The organism is Cnuibacter physcomitrellae, from assembly GCF_014640535.1.
Taxonomy (GTDB): domain Bacteria; phylum Actinomycetota; class Actinomycetes; order Actinomycetales; family Microbacteriaceae; genus Cnuibacter; species Cnuibacter physcomitrellae.
In genome coordinates, this window is record NZ_BMHD01000001.1 from 2,999,197 (window position 1) to 3,016,554 (window position 17,358).

Annotated in this window: 17 protein-coding genes; 8 read left to right on the forward strand and 9 right to left on the reverse strand. The window is 70.2% G+C overall.

The features are described from left to right. Nucleotides 1-18 precede the first annotated feature (18 nt). Entirely contained in the window at nt 19-627 is a 609-nt protein-coding gene (locus IEX69_RS14160; protein ID WP_085017979.1) for a TetR/AcrR family transcriptional regulator, read from the forward strand. Here IEX69_RS14160 and IEX69_RS14165 read toward each other — a convergent pair. The 5 genes from IEX69_RS14165 to IEX69_RS14185 form a co-directional block, all read right to left on the reverse strand. After that, on the reverse strand, nt 577-936 hold the full coding sequence (locus tag IEX69_RS14165) for an STAS domain-containing protein (RefSeq protein ID WP_085017981.1): 360 nt from the start codon (nt 934-936) through the stop codon (nt 577-579). The two genes, IEX69_RS14160 and IEX69_RS14165, sit on opposite strands and share 51 nt — an antisense overlap. Continuing rightward, entirely contained in the window at nt 933-2,888 is a 1,956-nt protein-coding gene (locus tag IEX69_RS14170; RefSeq protein WP_085017982.1) for a glycosyltransferase, read from the reverse strand. Before IEX69_RS14170 ends, IEX69_RS14165 begins: the two co-directional genes overlap by 4 nt. 9 nt (nt 2,889-2,897) lie before the next feature. Beyond that, nucleotides 2,898-5,399 carry an OpgC domain-containing protein gene (opgC, locus tag IEX69_RS14175; RefSeq protein WP_085017984.1) on the reverse strand — a complete coding sequence of 834 codons (2,502 nt, stop codon included), beginning with the start codon at nt 5,397-5,399 and terminating at the stop codon, nt 2,898-2,900. Nucleotides 5,400-5,542: 143 nt separating this feature from the next. Further along, a complete protein-coding gene (locus IEX69_RS14180; RefSeq protein ID WP_085017986.1) occupies nt 5,543-5,884 on the reverse strand; it encodes an antibiotic biosynthesis monooxygenase in 342 nt (113 codons plus the stop codon). An 81-nt stretch (nt 5,885-5,965) separates the two neighbouring features. After that, on the reverse strand, nt 5,966-7,642 hold the full coding sequence (locus IEX69_RS14185; protein WP_085017988.1) for an alpha/beta hydrolase family protein: 1,677 nt from the start codon (nt 7,640-7,642) through the stop codon (nt 5,966-5,968). 270 nt (nt 7,643-7,912) lie between these two features. Between IEX69_RS14185 and IEX69_RS14190 the strand changes: the two genes are divergently transcribed. The 7 genes from IEX69_RS14190 to IEX69_RS14220 all read left to right on the forward strand — a co-directional run bounded on the left by IEX69_RS14190 (nt 7,913) and on the right by IEX69_RS14220 (nt 13,463). Beyond that, nucleotides 7,913-9,046: an FAD-dependent oxidoreductase gene (locus tag IEX69_RS14190; RefSeq protein WP_217348658.1), complete on the forward strand. Its 1,134-nt coding sequence runs from the start codon at nt 7,913-7,915 to the stop codon at nt 9,044-9,046. Next, on the forward strand, nt 9,043-9,627 hold the full coding sequence (locus tag IEX69_RS14195; protein ID WP_085017990.1) for an amino acid synthesis family protein: 585 nt from the start codon (nt 9,043-9,045) through the stop codon (nt 9,625-9,627). The genes IEX69_RS14190 and IEX69_RS14195 overlap by 4 nt, the downstream gene beginning before the upstream one ends. Before the next feature lie 10 nt (nt 9,628-9,637). Then, the gene (locus IEX69_RS14200; RefSeq protein ID WP_085017992.1) at nt 9,638-10,417 is read left to right on the forward strand and encodes a class II aldolase/adducin family protein; all 780 of its coding nucleotides are present in this window, start codon (nt 9,638-9,640) and stop codon (nt 10,415-10,417) included. Between the two features lie 67 nt (nt 10,418-10,484). Then, a complete protein-coding gene (locus IEX69_RS14205) occupies nt 10,485-11,420 on the forward strand; it encodes a 3-hydroxyacyl-CoA dehydrogenase NAD-binding domain-containing protein (protein WP_085017994.1) in 936 nt (311 codons plus the stop codon). Then, complete coding sequence (locus IEX69_RS14210) at nt 11,420-12,259, forward strand: alpha/beta fold hydrolase (RefSeq protein WP_085017996.1); 840 nt, start codon at nt 11,420-11,422, stop codon at nt 12,257-12,259. The genes IEX69_RS14205 and IEX69_RS14210 overlap by 1 nt, the downstream gene beginning before the upstream one ends. 19 nt (nt 12,260-12,278) lie before the next feature. Next, nucleotides 12,279-12,740: a YbhB/YbcL family Raf kinase inhibitor-like protein gene (locus IEX69_RS14215; protein WP_085017997.1), complete on the forward strand. Its 462-nt coding sequence runs from the start codon at nt 12,279-12,281 to the stop codon at nt 12,738-12,740. 9 nt (nt 12,741-12,749) lie between these two features. Continuing rightward, nucleotides 12,750-13,463, forward strand: coding sequence for an amidohydrolase family protein (locus IEX69_RS14220; protein WP_085017999.1), 714 nt, complete (start codon nt 12,750-12,752; stop codon nt 13,461-13,463). A 139-nt stretch (nt 13,464-13,602) separates the two neighbouring features. On the opposite strand, the gene IEX69_RS14225 is transcribed toward IEX69_RS14220, so the two are convergent. The 4 genes from IEX69_RS14225 to IEX69_RS14240 all read right to left on the reverse strand — a co-directional run bounded on the left by IEX69_RS14225 (nt 13,603) and on the right by IEX69_RS14240 (nt 17,209). After that, on the reverse strand, nt 13,603-15,138 hold the full coding sequence (locus IEX69_RS14225) for a GMC family oxidoreductase (RefSeq protein ID WP_085018001.1): 1,536 nt from the start codon (nt 15,136-15,138) through the stop codon (nt 13,603-13,605). An 8-nt stretch (nt 15,139-15,146) separates the two neighbouring features. Continuing rightward, nucleotides 15,147-15,881 carry a pyridoxal 4-dehydrogenase, SDR-type gene (gene pldH / locus IEX69_RS14230; RefSeq protein WP_085018003.1) on the reverse strand — a complete coding sequence of 245 codons (735 nt, stop codon included), beginning with the start codon at nt 15,879-15,881 and terminating at the stop codon, nt 15,147-15,149. A 54-nt stretch (nt 15,882-15,935) separates the two neighbouring features. After that, nucleotides 15,936-16,694 carry a 4-pyridoxolactonase gene (gene pldA, locus IEX69_RS14235; RefSeq protein WP_085018004.1) on the reverse strand — a complete coding sequence of 253 codons (759 nt, stop codon included), beginning with the start codon at nt 16,692-16,694 and terminating at the stop codon, nt 15,936-15,938. Nucleotides 16,695-16,813: 119 nt separating this feature from the next. Further along, nucleotides 16,814-17,209, reverse strand: coding sequence for a hypothetical protein (locus IEX69_RS14240; protein WP_085018006.1), 396 nt, complete (start codon nt 17,207-17,209; stop codon nt 16,814-16,816). Nucleotides 17,210-17,358 lie beyond the last annotated feature (149 nt).

Sequence of the window (17,358 nt, forward strand, 5' to 3'; positions counted from 1 at the left end):
ATCAGCTAGGCTGGCCGCATGCCACGCTGGGCCCCCAACGCCGCGCTCCGCCTCGAGCGAGCCGCGATCGAGCTGTTCGCCGAGAAGGGGTTCGCGGGGGCCACCGTGCCCGAGATCGCCCAGCGCGCCGGACTGACCACGCGCACCTTCTTCCGGCACTTCGCCGACAAGCGGGATGTGCTGTTCCTGCGTGAGCGGGAGCTCCCCGCCGTCGTCGCCGAGCTGCTGGCGACCGCACCCCCGGGGCTCGATCCTCTGGCGTTGGCCATGCACGGGCTCGAGTCGGCGGCGACGGGCGATCTCGAACGGTGGAAGGACGACATCCGCGCCCGACGAGCGATCGTGGAGTCGGAGCCGCAGCTCCGCGAACGGGAGCGCCTGAAGTCCGCGGTGCTCACCGACGCCATCCGCGACGGGCTGCGCGCCGGTGGCGTGGATGCCGACGACGCGGCCCTCACCGCGGCCGTGGCCACCGCCCTCTTCGACGCCGCGCTCGAGCGCTGGCTCGGCGGCGACGACGGCCTCCCGCTCGTCGAGGTGCTCGCTCGTCTCCGGGCCCGGCTCGGGCGCCTGGCCTCAGTCCCCGTCGCCGGTGGCGGCGCCGAAGACGAGGGCGTCCTCCGCTGAGTCGTACGTCCGGAACACGCGGTCCATGTTCGACAGCTCGAGGACCATGGTCACCTGAGCGGTTGGCGCCGCGATCCGGAGGTCTCCGCCGGCCTGGCGTGCCGTCTTCAGCGCCCCGACGAGCGCTCCCAGTCCGGTCGAGTCGATGAACGAGATCCCGCTGAGATCGACGGCGATGCGCGTCAGCCCGGATGCCGTGGCCTCGCCCACCAGGGCTCGGAACGCGGGCGCCGCGACCGCGTTCAGCCTCCCCGTCCCGCCGAGGACGGCCCGCCCCTCCCCGCGAGGCTCGATCGTGAACTGACTCATGCCTTCTCCTCTCCTTGCGCGTACCCCTCGTACCGCGCCGCGCCGAACAGCACCGACAGCACGATGAGGTCGTAGACCGCCCAGGCGATGTTCACCCCCGTGCCGATCGGCTCGGCGCCGTCGACGAGGAGCCTCACGAGGCCCACGCCGATGGCGAGCACGAGGACGGCCATCACGATCAGCTGGGGCCGGATGAGGTGCCACTGCGGTCCGCTGGTCACGGGCCGGGTCTTCGGCGTGACCGCGAAGCCGAGCGGGATGCCGAGCACGACGTTCGTGAAGGCCGTGGTGCACGCCCGGATCCAGACCGGGAAGAGCGCCAGGCTGTACTGCTGCCCGCGCCAGGTGGGCGTGCCCTTCGCGGCCACGAGGAAGAGCAGCTGGTTGAGCACCATGAACGGGATGAACCGCACGAAGAACTCGAACGCGAAGGCGTGGACCGGCAGGATGCCGAGCACCAGGAAGATGACGGGGGCGGCGATGTAGACGACCGCGGCGTATCCGGCGAGGTAGCTCCACATCGTCGCGAAGTACATGAGCCGCTGCGGCAGCTTCATGCGCCACTGGAGGAGCGGGTTCTCTCGGAGGAACACCTGCATCGTGCCCTGCGCCCAGCGGAGGCGCTGGGTCAGCATCGTCCCGAGGTCCTCCGGCGCCAGGCCGTCGGCGAGCAGCTCGTGGTGGTAGACGCTCTTCCAGCCGAGGCCGTGCATCCGCATCGAGGTCGCCATGTCCTCGGTCACCGAGATGGTCGCGAGCGGCATGACGGGCTGGGCCTCGTCGGGACGGTCGATCGCGATCGTCCGGAGCACCGCCTGCACGGCCTCGAGTGCGTTGAGCGGCGACAGCTCCCTGCTGGCCAGGTTCGCCACCGTCGCCTCGACGTCGAAGGCGTACTCGGTGGGAGTGGAACCCGGCCCGCCGAGAGCGGCCAGGGCGCGGATCTCGGCGAGATCGCTCTCGATCCCCGCCACGTCGGCGGCGACGATCGACTCCGTGGCGGCGTCCACGCGGGAGTGGAGGCGGTAGGTCACCTCGCCGAACGGCTCCCGATCCCGCAGCTCCCGCCGGGCGTCGGCCACCGCGCCGGCCACCTCGTCGAGCGCGGAGGCGACGGCCGGGTCCGCCGCCGCGGGGTGCGATCGCGACTTCTCGATCACCCTGGCGGCGTTGCGGAGCGCCGAGCCGATCGAGTCCTCGAGCTCCTTCACGTATCCGACGATGCCGAGCTGCATCAGCGCCTCTCGGCGCAGGATCGCGTTCGAGCCGCAGAAGAAGGCGGCGTTCCAGCCGTCCTTGCCCTGCTGGATGGGGCCGTAGAAGAGCGGAGCCTGGCTGCCGAGCGGGTCGCCGGTCGCGACGTTGCTGAAGACCTGGGGGGTCTGCACCAGCGCCACCAGCGGATCCGTGAAGTAGCCGAGCGTCCGGTCGAGGATCTCCGGTCGGGGGATCATGTCCGCGTCGAGGATGAGGATGTACTCCCCGTCGGTCTGCTCGAGCGCGTTGTTGATGTTCCCGGCCTTGGCGTGCCGAGGCCGGTCGAGCCACTCCGCGCCCCGGGTGATGTAGCCGATCCCCTCGGCGCGGGCCCTCGCCGCCATCTCCGGCCGGGCTCCGTCGTCGAGGATCCAGGTCTGGTGGGGGAAGCGGATGCGCTTCGCCGCCACCGCGGTCGTCATCACCAGGTCGACGGGCTCGTTGTAGGTCGCGATGAACACGTCGACCGTCGCCTCGGCCGGCGGCGGCCCCGGGTCGGGCCGGGTGCGGGCACGCCACATCGTCATGCCGAAGAGGCAGACGTCGATGAAGCTGTACGTCTCGGCGGCGATCAGCGGGACGGCGATCCACCAGGCGTCCCAGTTGAGGGAGAACAGCCACCGCCAGGCGATGTAGTTCGCGCCGAGCAGCACCACGAGGACCACCACGATCCTCAGCAGCACGAGTCGTCTCATCCGATCCTCCTACCTCGGCACGATCCGGAACAGGAAACGGGTCCTCACCATCACCCAGAGCAGGGCGAGGATCACGGCGTTCGCGAGCGTGTCGATCCACACCCCGCCCGAGGCGAGCACCGGCACGTTGGCGGCGATCAGGGCGAAGAACACGTGCATGACGAAGACGTAGAGGGTGGCCTGACCGAGCGGGATGAAGAACCACCCGACCACGGCGTTCACCGGTCGCCAGTACGCGCTGAGCAGGGCGTACAGCGCGACGACGAGGACGAGCACGTTGAGCAGCCGGCCCGGCGCGAGGTACGTGCGGAGGAAGCCCTGCTCGTAGAAAGTACGGAACACGTTGTCGGGCATGAGCGCCAGACGCGCGTCGAGCGGGCTCACCGTGTAGGGGTTGTTCCAGGAGAACAGCATGAACAGCGTGGCCGCGATGACGACGACGCCGAGGACGACGAGGCCGGCGCGGCTGCGGAACCACTCCAGGATCTCGCGCCGGTGGAACCCGGCGGTGAGCCCCACGACGAACAGGAGCTGCCAGACCAGGAGGGGGAAGGAGTCCTCGAACTGCGAGGGCAGGAGTCGCTGTCGCGTCAGCATGCCCACGACGTACAGGCCGACGCTGACGGCCAGCACCGGGGCCCACCACCGCCGCGACAGCGCCCACAGCACGAGCGGCGAGATCAGCAGCAGCACGACGTAGAGGCCCATCACGTTGAACTGCCACGGACCCACTCGGAGCAGCAGGACGTCGATGACCGCCTGGGGATCCACCGGATACTGCAGGAGGCGATCCGCGCCGGAGTAGAGGTCGTAGACCCGACCGGCGGCGCCCGACCCGGCCGCCCCGGTGCCCTGGTCGGTGAACGTCGTGACCGTCGTGCCGTCGACGAAGGGCAGTCTCGTGACGAAGAACACGAGCAGCACCACGACGAGCGCGGTGACGTAGAGCTTCCGTGACCGTCCCGCGGTGCGGAGCACCACCTCGCCGATGCCCCCGGAGACGAGCTTCGGCCGGTAGACCAGGCCCAGCACGGCGCCCGAGAGGAGGACGAACAGCTCCGCTCCCGACACCACGCCGACCGCCTCCTGGGTCACGTCCTGGAAGAGGGACACCAGTCCGATGTGGTTGATCACGACGAAGACGATCGCGACTCCGCGCAGGAGGTCGATGCGCTGATCCCGGTTCGGTGGGCCCGTGTAGGCCAGGCCGCTCCTCCCGCGTCGCAGCACCGCGATCACGAACAGCGCGACCACGGCGGCCAGCACGAGTGCGACGACCAGCCATCCGAGGACACCGCCGAGGGCGACGGCTCCCTCCCTGGCGGAAGGTGCGTCGCCGTCGGACTCGCTCGGTGCTCGGACGGGACCCCAGGTCAGCTCCGAGTCGGCCGCGTCCGCGAGGAAGGCAGCGCGGATCGCCGGGTCGAGCGAGATGCTCCAGTCGATCACCGACTCGCCCACCACGCCGCGGGTGGTCGTCGTGTCCCGCCAGACGACCGCCGCCAGGCGGTCGAGGTCGCCCGAGTCGACCGCCTCGAGAACCTGACGCCACCAGGCCTGCTTGATCTCGAGCTCCGACGGCCCGGCCGCAGACGGGCTGAAGAACGCCGCCGTCTCGATGAGCATCGGATGCGCGTCCTCCTCGGCGAACCGGCCGTAGAAGTCGAGGTCGGGCCGCCCGCCGCCCGTGAGCGCGGTGAGCAGCTCGTCGTCGGGCGGGACGGTGTTCACCGCCGGACCGCCGCCGGTGTCGTCGTGGAAGACCGAGAGCCCGACCCAGTCCACCTCCGTCGGGTCCGGAGCGTACGGTCCGTACGGGTCGTCGGCCGAGTCGAGTCGCCCGTCGCCCGTGGTGTCCGCCTCGGCGATCGCTCCCTCCGCTGCTCGCCCGGCCGCGAACGGGTAGTCCGTGCCCGCCGCGGGCGACCACACCATCCGGGCCGAGGGCAGCGTGTCGCGCATCGCCGCCGCGACCTGCCCGAACGCCGCCCGGTACGCGGCGGGCTGCTGCCCCCACGCCACCCAGGGCGCGTTCATGTCGGGAGCGAAGCGGATGAGGAGCTCCGCACCCTCGGGCCGCGCGATCGCGGCCAGGTCCTCTGCGAAGGCCTCCGCCGTGGGGCCGTCGATCCTGTCGAGAGGCACCGCGGGGTTCACCGTGACGATGGCCGCGGCCCCTGCTGCGGCGGTCTGCTGGAAGAACTGCGCCAGGTAGGAGGCGCTGTCGTCACCCATCGGGAGCGTGATGTCGTGCTCGTACAGGGACGAGGGGGAGCCCAGCCTGTCGCTCTGATCGGCCACGGAGTCGCCCGCCCAGTCGAGGACGGACCCGAGCCGTGCGCCTCGATCCGGGATCAGCTCGTCGTCGCCTGCGGAGCGGACGGACGTCGACGGGGACACGATCGCGGACGCGGTCGCAGCCGGCAGCGGGCCGAGGACCACGAAGCCGATCGCCGCGAGGGCGGCACCGAGGAAGAGGCGGGATCGAGGCCGCGAAGCGGCGCTCGGCACTCTCCGCTCGGTTCTCCGGTGCTCACCCACGCGACCCCCACCACATCGATCGACTGCTCCGACGCTACGACCGTCTGCGAGGGTGCGCACCTTGTCGGCGACGCGGTTGACAAGGGCGCGTCGGGCAGGGCTCGATCGGCGGCTCAGCCCCGGGGGTCGAAGAGGACCGAGGGGTCGGGCCGGCCGGCGGCGAGGGTGAAGTGCCGTGCGGTCGGCGCGCCTTCGAGGAAGAAGTGGGCCTCCTCCTCGAAGAAGACGGGGTTGTCGATGTCGTACCCGGCCCAGGCCTCGAGCGCTTCGGGCGTGCTCCAGTGCGAGATGATCAGCACCTCGGTGAAGCCGGCGTCGAGGTCGCTGGTGAGCACCCAGACGCCGAGGTTGCCCTCCACCGCCCGGGTCTGAGGCACCCGGATGCTCTCGGCGCACTCGCGGTAGGCGGCCTTGTCCGAGGTGAGGATCTGGCCCGTCCAGACTCGTGCGATCACTCGACTCTCTCCTTCGGCTCGGGTCGACGAGGCGTCGCCGTGGACGACAGCCCCATCTGCTCCGACTCTAGGCCGAGCGGGTCACGACGAGCGTCGCGGTGAGCCGCCGCGGGCGAGGGCGATCGCACCAGCGCCCGCCGCCCCGAGCCCTGTCGCGATCACCGCTGCCGGTCCTGCGGCGACGCCGGTCGCGGCGAGCGTCGACGCGGCCGACCCACCGGCTGCAGGCGGGGCGGGCGGCACGACCGGTGCGGGAGGGGAGGGAGGCGTGGGCACGCGCCCGAAGATCCCGTCCAGCCAGTCGTAGACCACCTCGTTCCGCACCTGCGGGGCCATCGGCGCGCAGTGGAACTGGGCGCCCTCCGCCGCGGTGAAGTCGTGCTGACTCAGCGAGGCGACCGAGGTGAGCCAGGACCGGGCGTCGACGTCCTGACCGGTGAAGAAGTCGTCTCCCTCGTAGGTGAGGAGCAGCGAATGGGCGGTGACCGCGCCGAACATCGCGGCGTCCCCCGTGTAGGCGCCGATCGCGTCGAGGAGGCCTACGAGGTCCTGGATGACCACGCCGGAGAGCGCTTGCTGGTGGAACGCCTCGCCGAAGATCTCGCCGCGCTTGCCGAGCAGGAACCGGAGCGCATCCCTGCCCTGTGGTCCGTGCTGCGGGAACGACGGATACACGTCGTTCACCCAGACGTCGTTCGGGATGCCCTGCAGACGGGCGTAGGGGGTGAGGGGATTGTAGAACACCGGATCGGCCACGACGGCGGCGAGCCGGTGCTCGTGCGCGGCGGCACGCATGACCAGCAATCCGCCGAAGCTCCAGCCCGTGAGGGCCACCGAGGCCGCGTCTGTCTCGGGCTGAGCGAGCACGAAGTCGACGAGGGGGGTGATCACGTCCTCCCAGTGCGGCGTGAAGGGGATGTCCTGCTCGAAGAGCAGCGACCCCTGACCCGGGCCCTCGAACATCAGCGCGTTGTATCCGCGTTCGAGCGCGGCCGCGCCGCCGAAGGCGAAGGTGTCGACGAGCTGTGCGTCGCTGCCGTTGTTGATGATCACCGTGGGCTTGGGGCCGTCTCCGGACGCGCGAGCCCAGTAGGCCGGCACGGTGACGCTCCGTGCGACGGGGGTGCCCGAGGCAGACGGGAACCGGACGGTCATCGGGATCTCGACCCGGGTCCAGACCGGATCGAGGAGCGCGGCGGCCTCCGCCCAGCAGCGCTGCATGGCGCGGTAGACCTCCGCCTCCCTGGTCGGCGCGCTTCCGCCGAGGACGAAGAACAGCACGCTCGTGTAGTAGCCCGCGGCACGGAGGTACTTGGAGCGCGCGCTCGCGAGGCGTCCGGCAGTCTTCTCGGCGTCCGCATCCGCCGCCATCCGCGCCGCCAGCGCCTCGAAGGTGTCGTTGTAGGGCTGATAGACGGGGAGGTTCGCCGTGCCGATCTGCGCGAGCGCCGCCTGCACCTCCTCGACGGCGGCGGCGACCTCGCCGACCTCGGCGGCGCCGTAGGCGGCCTCGCCGTAGTTGAACTGGGTCTGGAAGTTCAGGTCGTCCTGTTGAGGGAACGGGGTGAGGCCGGAGGCCACGGTGCCGGTCGCGCCGGGTGCGGCCGGAACGACAGGGGCCGTGGTCGCGGACGCCGCCGCTGCCGCGCCGCCGACCCCGGTGGACCACAGGAGCGAGCCGACGCCGCCCGTGGCCGCCAGGCCGAGCAGGACCCTGCGGCTGACGCCCGCATCCGCCTCGTGAGGAGTGCCCGTCATCGATCGTCTGCGTCCCGGCATCGTTCCCGATCGCCCTTCCTCGTCGTCGCGCGCCAAGGGCCTTGGATCGCCGGGCCACCGAGCCGGTGGTCGCCGTGGCTCCAACCTAGCGGTCGGGTCGTCCGTGGGACACGTTACGGCCGTGTAAAACGTCTGCCGCGCCGCGCCCGGTCCCTTGCGCGCCGCGGAGACCACAGTGCAGAATCTCTACCATTGCAATAATCGGGACTCAAAATATAAGAATTCAGGGCCCTGGGAAGGAAGCAACAGATGACCGAACGCCGACGCCACGCCGAGATCTCGGGTGGGGGCTTCGCGGGTCTCACCGCGGCCACCGCACTGGCACAGAGGGGATGGAGCGTCCGGCTCCACGAGCGCTCACCCGAGTTGCGCACCGAGGGCGCCGGGATCGTGCTCTGGAACAACAGCCTCCAGGTCATCGACGCCATCAAGGCCGGGCCCGACCTGATGTCGAGGTCGATGACGCCGCCCGCCTACGAGACCAGGATGAACAACGTCATCCAGTCCCAGGAGACGCTCGACGGCATCCGCTGGCGCACCCTGACCCGCCCGCACCTCTTCCAGACCCTGCTGGTCGCAGCGCGGGAGGCCGGTGTCGAGGTGGTCGCGGGCTCGGAGGTCGTCGGGGCCAGCCCGGATGGAACGATCCGGTTCGCGAACGGCGACTCCGCCGAGGCCGACCTCATCATCGGCGCCGACGGCGTCGGATCCGCCGTGCGCGACTCGTTGGACATCCCCCTGAAGCGCGAGCGCTCGCGTGACGGCATCACCCGCTTCCTCGTCCCGCGTCGCAAGGCCGAGCTGCAGGCGCTCGAGCCTGACACCGAGTGGGACAACGTCATCGACTTCTGGAACCTCGACCCGCGTGTGCTCCGCGTGCTGTACACGCCGGCCAATGACGAGGAGCTCTACATCGCGCTCATGTCGCCCGCGGCCGACGCGGACGGCTCGAGGGTGCCCATCGACCTCGACCTCTGGACGAGCGTCTTCCCCCAGCTCGCCCCGGTGCTCGAGGATGCGGCGAAGACCCCGGGTCGTTACTACGGCTACCAGACCACACGCCTCGACCACTGGACCGAGGGCAAGGTCGCGCTCATCGGCGACGCCGCCCACGCCATGTGCCCCGCGCTCGCCCAGGGCGCCGGATGCGCGATGCAGAACGCCTGGACGCTCGCCGTCGCCGCGACCGAGGCGGACGACATCCCCGCGGCCCTCATCGACTGGGAGCGGCTCGAGCGTCCGTACACCGACATCGCCCAGGACCGCTCCCAGTGGTACGCCGACACCCGCGAGATGGCGAAGGGCAACCAGTTCCAGGGCGACAGCGTCGTCACCGCCACCTACAACCCGACCGATCCGCACCGACACGAGGTCCACGCATGAGCATCGATCCGTACTACGACGTCCGCGCCTTCCACTCCTTCGTCCAGGAGACGGTGCACGACCTCGGCCCCGCGCCCGAGCAGCCCCTCGTCAAGGCCGCCGTCGCCGTGGTGATCAAGAATCCCTTCGCCGGGCAGTGGGTGGAGGACCTCTCCCCGCTCACCGGGCCGAGCGCGAGCATCGGCACCGAGCTCGGCGAGCGTGCGCTGGCCCTCCTCGGCGGTCGTCCCGCCGAGAGCTACGGCAAGGGCGGCATCGCCGGCCTCGCCGGGGAGCAGGAGCACGTGGTGGCCTGCGTGACCACCGTCTTCGGCAACGCCCTCCGCGACGCGGTCGGCGGCGGGAAGGCCTGGATCTCGTCGGCGACCAAGACCGCCGCGGCGGGGACGACCATCGACATCCCGCTGGCGTACAAGGATGAGGTGTACGTGCGGTCGCACTACGACGCGATCACCGTGGCGCTTCCCGACGCCCCTCGACCCGACGAGCTCGTCATCATCGCGGCCGTGGCCACAGGAGGCCGGGTGAACGCCCGCGTGGGCGGCATGACCGTCGCCGACGTCCTCGCCGGCACGAACTAGGAGGAGCCCGATGACCTACACCCACTCGCAGTACTTCGAGGACCAGTCCATCGCGAGCGTGCTCGCCGACGTGGCCCGTGCTCACCGCATCCTCGAGCTCGAGGGCCACGGCGACATGTCCATGGGACACCTGTCGTTCCGCGACCCGTTCGGCCGCGGCCTCTGGCTCAAGCGCGGCAACCTCGCGCTCAGCGAGGTCGAGGGCGACGACTTCATCCTCATCGACTTCGACGGCACCGTGCTCGAGGGCACCGGGCTCCGGCACCTCGAGTGGCCGCTGCACGCCGAGATCATGAAGGCGCGCCCCGACGTGAACTTCGTCGGCCACTCGCACTCCCACTACGCGACCGTGCTCGGAGCTTCCGAGGAGCCGCTGAAGCCCTACAACAACCACGGCGTGTGGTTCGCGTACGAGGGCGTGCCGCGCTTCACCGAGACGAGCCACATCATCACCACGGTGCCGCTCGGCGTCGCCGCCGCGAAGGCTCTGGGGGACGCGCAGGCCATCCTGCTCGCCAACCACGGCGTCGCCTTCGTCGGCTCGACGGTGGCGGAGGTCACCCTGACGGGGATCTTCCTCGAGAAGGCGGCCCGGTTCCAGGTCGACCTCAAGTCGTCGGGCTTCGCCCCGATCGAGCCCACGGTCGAGGAGACCAAGGAGAAGTTCGACCGCATCTACCCGCCGAAGGCCCAGCACAACTTCTGGACCTTCTTCAACCGCCGTCTCGACCGTGTCGAGGCGCAGTTCGGCATCGGCATCTCGCCGATCGGCCTCCCGCCCGGAATCTGACGACCCTCGACCCCGCGTGACGCGCCTCGCGCATCCGCACCCCTTCCCCCGTGAACAAGGAGCAAGCATGAGCAGCCTTCCCAGCATCGCCACCGTCGTCGGCTCGGGCACCATGGGCCCCGGCATCGCCGCGACCCTCGCCCGCGCGGGTGTCACCGTGCGTCTGTACGACATCTCCGCCGACGCCATCGCGAAGGCGGAGGCCGCCTACGGCGTCGTCCAGAACGTCCTCGAGGCGGTCGACTCCCCGTCGGCGCCCGGCGGATCCGTCTCGTTCGGCACCGACCTCGACGCCGCGCTCGCCGACACCGAGCTCATCATCGAGGCCGTTCCCGAGAAGCTCGAGCTGAAGCGGTCGGTCCTCGCCGACCTCGAGGCCCGCATCGGCGCCGACGTCATCATCGCGACGAACACCTCCGGCATCCCGATCACCACCATGGCCGAGTCGATGACCGTCCCCGGTCGTCTCATCGGCATGCACTGGTCGAACCCGCCGCACCTCATCCCGATGATCGAGATCATCCCCGGGCAGGCCACCGACGAGGCGCTCGTCGGGAAGCTCACCGAGATCGTGAAGTCGTTCAACTACGTGCCCGTGCTCGAGAAGGAGATCGCCGGCTTCGTCGAGAACCGCGTGCTCTACGCGATCCTGCGCGAGTGCATGGCGCTCCTCGAGGAGGGCATCGTCACGCCCGAGGGTCTCGACGCCTGCGTGAAGTGGGGCATCGGCTACAAGCTGTCGGTGATCGGCCCCACGCGCCTGCTCGACATGGCCGGCCTCGACATCTACCAGGCCGTGTCGAGCTACCTCAACAAGGAGCTCGACGCCTCCACCGAGACGCCGCAGCTGATCAAGGACAAGATCGCCGCCGGACAGCTCGGCTTCAAGTCGGGCGGCGGGATGTACGAGTACGGCGAGGGCGACGTCGACGCCAAGCGCAAGGAGATCATCACCGGCCTCATCGCCGCCCGCAAGACGCTGTCGTCCATCCCGAACGTCTGATGACGTCGGCCGTCACCGTCGAGGCGATCGGCGACGGGCTGTCGCGCACCCGGGGAGCCGAGGTCGACCTCGCCTTCCGGGTGCGCGGCAGCGGCCCCGCCGTGGTGCTGCTGCACGGCACCTCGGCGAACCACGCCGTGTGGGAGCCCGTCGGCGACGCGCTCGAGGACAGCGCGACCGTGATCGCGCTCGACCAGCGCGGTCACGGCCGGAGCGACAAGCCCGTCTCCGGCTACACCGGGGCCGACTTCGCGGACGATGTCGTCAGGGTGCTGGATGCGCTCGGCCTCGACCGCGCGGTGGTCGCCGGGCACTCGCTGGGCGGCCGCAACGCCTGGCTCGCGGCGGCCCGCCATCCGTCTCGCATCACCGGCGCCGTCGTCGTCGACTACACGCCGTACGTCGAGGCGAGCGTGCTCGACGAGCTCGACGTCCGCGTGGCTGCGGGCTTCCGCGAGTTCGCCGATGTCGACGAGATCGAGCGGTACCTGCGCGAGCGGTACACCCGCATCCTGCCCGGCGCCGTCTCGCGGCGTGCCCGGTGGGGCTACCGCCAGACGGAGGAGGGGAGCTGGGTGCCGCTCGCGTCGCCCGACGCGATGCGGCAGCTCATCGAGGGGTTCCGCACGCCGTTCGACGCGGAGTTCCGAGAGGTCGCCGTACCGATGTCCCACCTCCGCGGCGACGGGAGCAGGATCGTGAGCGTGGATGCGTGGGAGCGCGCCCGAGCCGATCGGCCCGCCGACCGCTGGGTCGAGGTGCCGGACACCGACCACTACATCCCCGAAGAGGTCCCCGACCTCGTCGCCGCCGAGATCGACCGCGTTCTCGGATCCTGACTGAAAGGACACACCCCTCATGCCCATGTTCGCCGACCTCCGCGTCTCGAGCCCCGACTTCGAGGACCTCGGACGCATCCCCGACCGCCTCTCGGCCGACGGCGGCAACGATACGCCCGTCGTCGAGCTCTCCGGCGCCCCCGAGGGCACCGTCGAGCTGGCGCTCATCGTCAACGACCCCGACGCACCGCTCCCGAACGGCTTCACCCACTGGGTCGTCTACGGCATCGCCCCCGACACCACCACCCTCGACGTCACCGCCGACGGCGTGACGGTGGGCCCGATGGGTGCCGGACAGAACGTCTGGTACGGCCCGCAGCCTCCCGCTGGACACGGTGTGCACCACTACTTCTTCCACGTGTACGCGCTGGGGAAGCACGTCGAGGGCACGCCGACGCGCGAGGAGTTCCTCGCGCAGTACGCCGGCGACGTGCTCGAGACCGCCCGCTACGTGGGCACCTTCTCGAACGACTCCGAGTGAGCTGACCGGATGCCCATCACGGATGCGCACATGCACGTCGGGGACTTCCCGACGTTCGGCGTGAGGCTCGACGAGGATCGGCTCGCGCCCTACCTCGCCGAGAACGGCATCGACGCGGCGATGGTGTTCCACCAGGACAACGCGATGGTCCGTCGGGTGATCCAGGACATCCCGGGCGCCTACGGGCTGTACTGGGCCAACCCGAAGCTCGGGGATCCCGTCCCCGAGCTCCGGGAGTACCTGGAGGACCCGAAGTTCCGCGGCGTGAAGCTGCATCCGCTGATGGACGGGTTCCACCCGGACGACCCGATGGTGTGGCCCATCATCGAGGTGCTGATCGAGCACGACCTGCCGGCCCTCATCCACTGCGGCCACCCGATCTTCTCGCTGCCGTGGAGCATCGAGGAGCTCATCGCCCGGTACGAGGACGCGAAGATCATCCTCGGGCACATGGGGCACGGCAACGTCATCTACATCGACGCCTCGATCGGGGTCGCCCAGCGGCATCCGAACGTCTGGCTCGAGACCAGCGGCATGCCGATGAGCGTGAAGATCCTCGAGGCCGTCCAGAAGGTGGGCGCGGACCGGGTCATGTACGGCTCCGACGGCCCGTGGCACGAGCCCCGGGTCGAGCAGCTCAAGGTGCAGCTCGCCGGCCTCTCGCCGGAGGACCTCGACGCCGTGATGCACGGCACCGCCCAGCGCCTCTTCCTCGGCGTGTAGCGCTTGGGGCTCCGCCCCTCGCCCCCGCCCCCGGCGCCAGCGTGTGGGGCTCCGCCCCTCGCCCCCACCCCGGCTTTGTCCAGTTTTCCGTCGCGAAACGCCGATTTCGCGACGGAAACCTGGACAAAGCCCGTGGGGGTTACGCGGGGTAGCGGGCGGCGAAGGACTCGGCGAGGGCGAGCACCGACGCGTGGACGGGGCCGGCGGTGATCGAGGGGATCACGGACGCGTCGACGACGTGCAGGTTCGACAGGCCGCGGAAGCGGAGGTCGGGGGTCACCGGCGCCGCGTCGGACGCGCCCATCGAGAGGGTGCCGACGGGGTGGTGGTGCGTGATCGCGGCGCGGGCGATGAAGGCGTCGGCCTCCGCCTCCGTCGAGACCGAGGCGCCGGGCAGCACCTCCGAGTCGCGCCACGCGGCCAGCGCGTCCGAGCCGCCGACGAGCCGGGCGTGCTCGAGAGCGGCCCGGAACGCGGCACGGTCGTGCTCCGTGTCGAGGTAGTTCGGATCGATGATCGGCTCGTCGGCGAGATCGGGGCCCGAGATGCGGAGCGACCCACGGCTCGTCGGGTTCGTCACGCCGAAGAGCAGCGTATAGCCCTCGCCGGGCGCGACGCCGTGGTCGGGGAACGACTCCGAGGCGCTCGGCCCGACGACGCATCCCACCACGATGTCGGCGGGACCCGCCGTCACGGAGAGCCCGTCGAGCGAGAGGTACGTCATCGACTCCGAGAGCTGCAGCCGCGTCGGTGGCACCGGCCGGGCGGACCGGTACAGGGTGCCCGCCCCGAGCAGGTGGTCGTGCAGGTTGGTCCCGACGCCGGTCGACTCCAGCACGGTGTCGACGCCGGCGGCGGACAGCACCGACGGGTCGCCGATCCCGGAGCGCATGAGGAGCAGCGGATCGCCGATCGAGCCGGCGCAGAGGATCACCTCGTCGGCGGTGAGCACCTCGTCGGCGCCATGGAGGGAGACCTCGACCCCCGACACCCGCGATCCCGCGAGGACGAGCCGGTGCACATCGACGCCGGTGAGCAGCGTCAGGTTCGGGCGATCGAGGACCGGGTCGAGGTAGACGTCCGAGACCGTGACCCGCTGACCGTCGCGGATCGTGAGCGAGTTCGGGGTCCCGCCCAGCATCTCGCCGCCGTTGTGGTCCGGGATGCGGGCCACCCCCAGCGACTCCCACGCGGCGAGATAGTCGGTCACGAGCGGGCTCGACAGGTCGGGCCCCGGGAGCATCACCGGGAGCGGACCGTCGGCGCCGTGGACCGCATCCGCGCCACCCGAGAACGACTCGGAGCGGATGAAGGAGGGCAGCAGCGCATCCCACGACCACCGGTCGTCCCCGGTCGCCTCGACCCAGCGGTCGAAGTCGGCGCGGCAGCCGCGCATGTGCGCCATCGCGTGCACCAGGCTCGACCCGCCCGGCCCCTTGCCTCGGGCCCACTCGAGCGAGCGCCCGGCGAGCCCGGGCTGCGGAGTGGTGCGGTAGGCCCAGTCGTAGCGGCGGCCGTGGATGAACGGCCACAGCTCGGGCCGGCGCATCTCGGGATCGGTGACCCGAGCGCCGGCCTCGAGCACGGTGACGCGGCGGGCGGGATCCGCGCTGAGGCGGTTCGCCACCACGCTCCCGGCCGAGCCGGCCCCGATGATCAGGACATCGGAGTGCATCGCGGCCGTCAGTTGCGCGTGTGACCGGCGTCGACCACGAGGGTCTGCCCGGTGATCCAGCCCGCCTTCTCCGAGGCGAGGAAGGCGACCGCGGGCGCGACGTCCTGGGGGAGCCCGCGGCGGTCGAACGCCTGCATCGGCACGACGTAGTCGAAGCCGGCCGCGTGCGGTCCGGACAGGACGCCCTCGCTCGCGATGATGCCGGGGGCGACGGCGTTGATCGTGATGCCGAGGCGTCCCAGCTCACCGGCGAGCGCACGCACGAGCCCGATCGACGCGCCCTTCGTGGCCACGTAGTGGGCGCAGTCGGGCGTCCCGGCCACGAAGGTGTTCGACGCGATGTTGACGATGCGGCCGTAGCCGGCCTCGCCCATCACCTCGGTGACCGCGTGCGTCACGAGGTAGATCCCGTCGAGGTTCACGGACATGACGCGGCGCCACTCCTCGAAGGTGATGTCGGCCCACGGCGTGAGCGGCACGAGGGCGGCGTTGTTGACGAGCACGTCGATGCGGCCGAGCTCGTCGACGATCTCGGCGATCGTGCGGTTCACCGCATCCTGGTCGCTGACGTCGAGGGTCTTCGCCACACCGCCGTTGCGCTCCGCGACCGCGGCGGCGCCCTCGGCGTTCACATCGGCGACGACGACCTTCATCCCCTCGGCGGCGAGCTCGTCGGCGATGGCGGCGCCGATGCCCTGGGCTGCTCCGGTGACCAGGGCGACGCGCTGGACTGTATCGGTCATGACGATGGTGCTCCTCTTATATAGGTGTGGGTGTGACGGAGGCGTCGGGTCGGGTCAGCGTCCGCCGTAGGACTCGGGGGCGAGCTTCCACTCCAGGTAGGGCTCGAGCTCGTGCGAGGGGTAGACGTCGGCGTCCTTCGTCCTCGCCAGGTAGTTGAGGCGGCGGATCGCCTCGACCGACTTGGTCGGGTCGAGGTGGAATCCGGCGATCCACTCCTTCTCGAGGGTGGTGCGTGTGTACGCGGCGTCGCCGCAGAAGAGCATGCTGCGCTCGTTCTGCATCTCGACGAGCAGGGAGTAGTGGCCGATGGTGTGGCCCGGGGTCTCGAACAGCCACACGCCGGGCACGATCTCGTAGTCACCGGAGATGGGCTTGTAGCTCACGCCTTCGTGATCGAAGGAGAGATCGGAGTACCCGAGTCGCTCGAACGGCTCGGGCACCTTCGCGTGCCGCAGCTCCTCCTTGTGGACGAGCGTGGTCGCCTTCGTCAGGTACTTGTTGCCGCCGACGTGGTCGAAGTGGAAGTGGGAGTTGACCACGATGTCGACGTCCTCAGGGGAGTAGCCGCACTTCGCCAGCTGCGCCGGGATGGTCTGCTCCTCCGTCTGCTCGGGCAGCTCGAACGGGAGCACGCGGTTCACGTGGTCGAGGTCGAAGCCCGTGTCGTAGAGGATCAGCGCGTCCGGATGCTCGACCAGGACGCTGTAGACGGGGAACCGCACCGGGTTGCCCGCGTTGATGTGCCAGTGCACGTCGGACTCGTCGATGACGAGCGTTCCGCCGTCGAGCAGATACACCTTCGGGTCCGTCATCGGACTGCACCTCCACGGTTTCTTATGATGCGCTAAGTGACGCTCACGTTATGAGAACAGATTTTCACGTGTCAAGAGTGGGCCGGTGAGTTTACGAAGTCGAAACACGCCCGGCCCCGTCACCCGGCCTTGACGGCGGGGAAGTCGCCGAACTCGGGGGCGAAGTCGTAGTGCGCCCAGCGGTAGCAGTGATCGAGCATCGGCTGGGCGGCGAAGTCGCCGATGCAGGTGGTGTCCTGATACCGGTCCCCGGACTTGTCGGTGTAGTGCACGCGACACAGCACCTTCCAGGTGGTCCCGTCGAGCGACTCGTCCTCGATGAGGTGGCCGGAGGGCAGCCAGCACTCGGTCGACGTGATCGCCGAGGCGTCCACGCCCGATGTCGGACCGGCCACCTGGGCTAGCGTGTCGAGGGCGGCGGCATCCTCCTCGGACAGCGCCGGGGCGCTCGCGCACCCGGCGAGGATGAGGGCGGATGCGACTGCCAGCAGCGTCTGCGCACGGCGATGGGTCATGGGGACCTCCTTTCCCTCATCGTCGAGGGTGCGTGTTTCCGCGGTGTAAAACCTCGGAACTCGTCGTTGACGCTGCTGTCGTCTTCTCATACTGTATCGCTACCCCGACACATTGTGAGAAATGCACCGAGACACAACGAAGCGGTTCG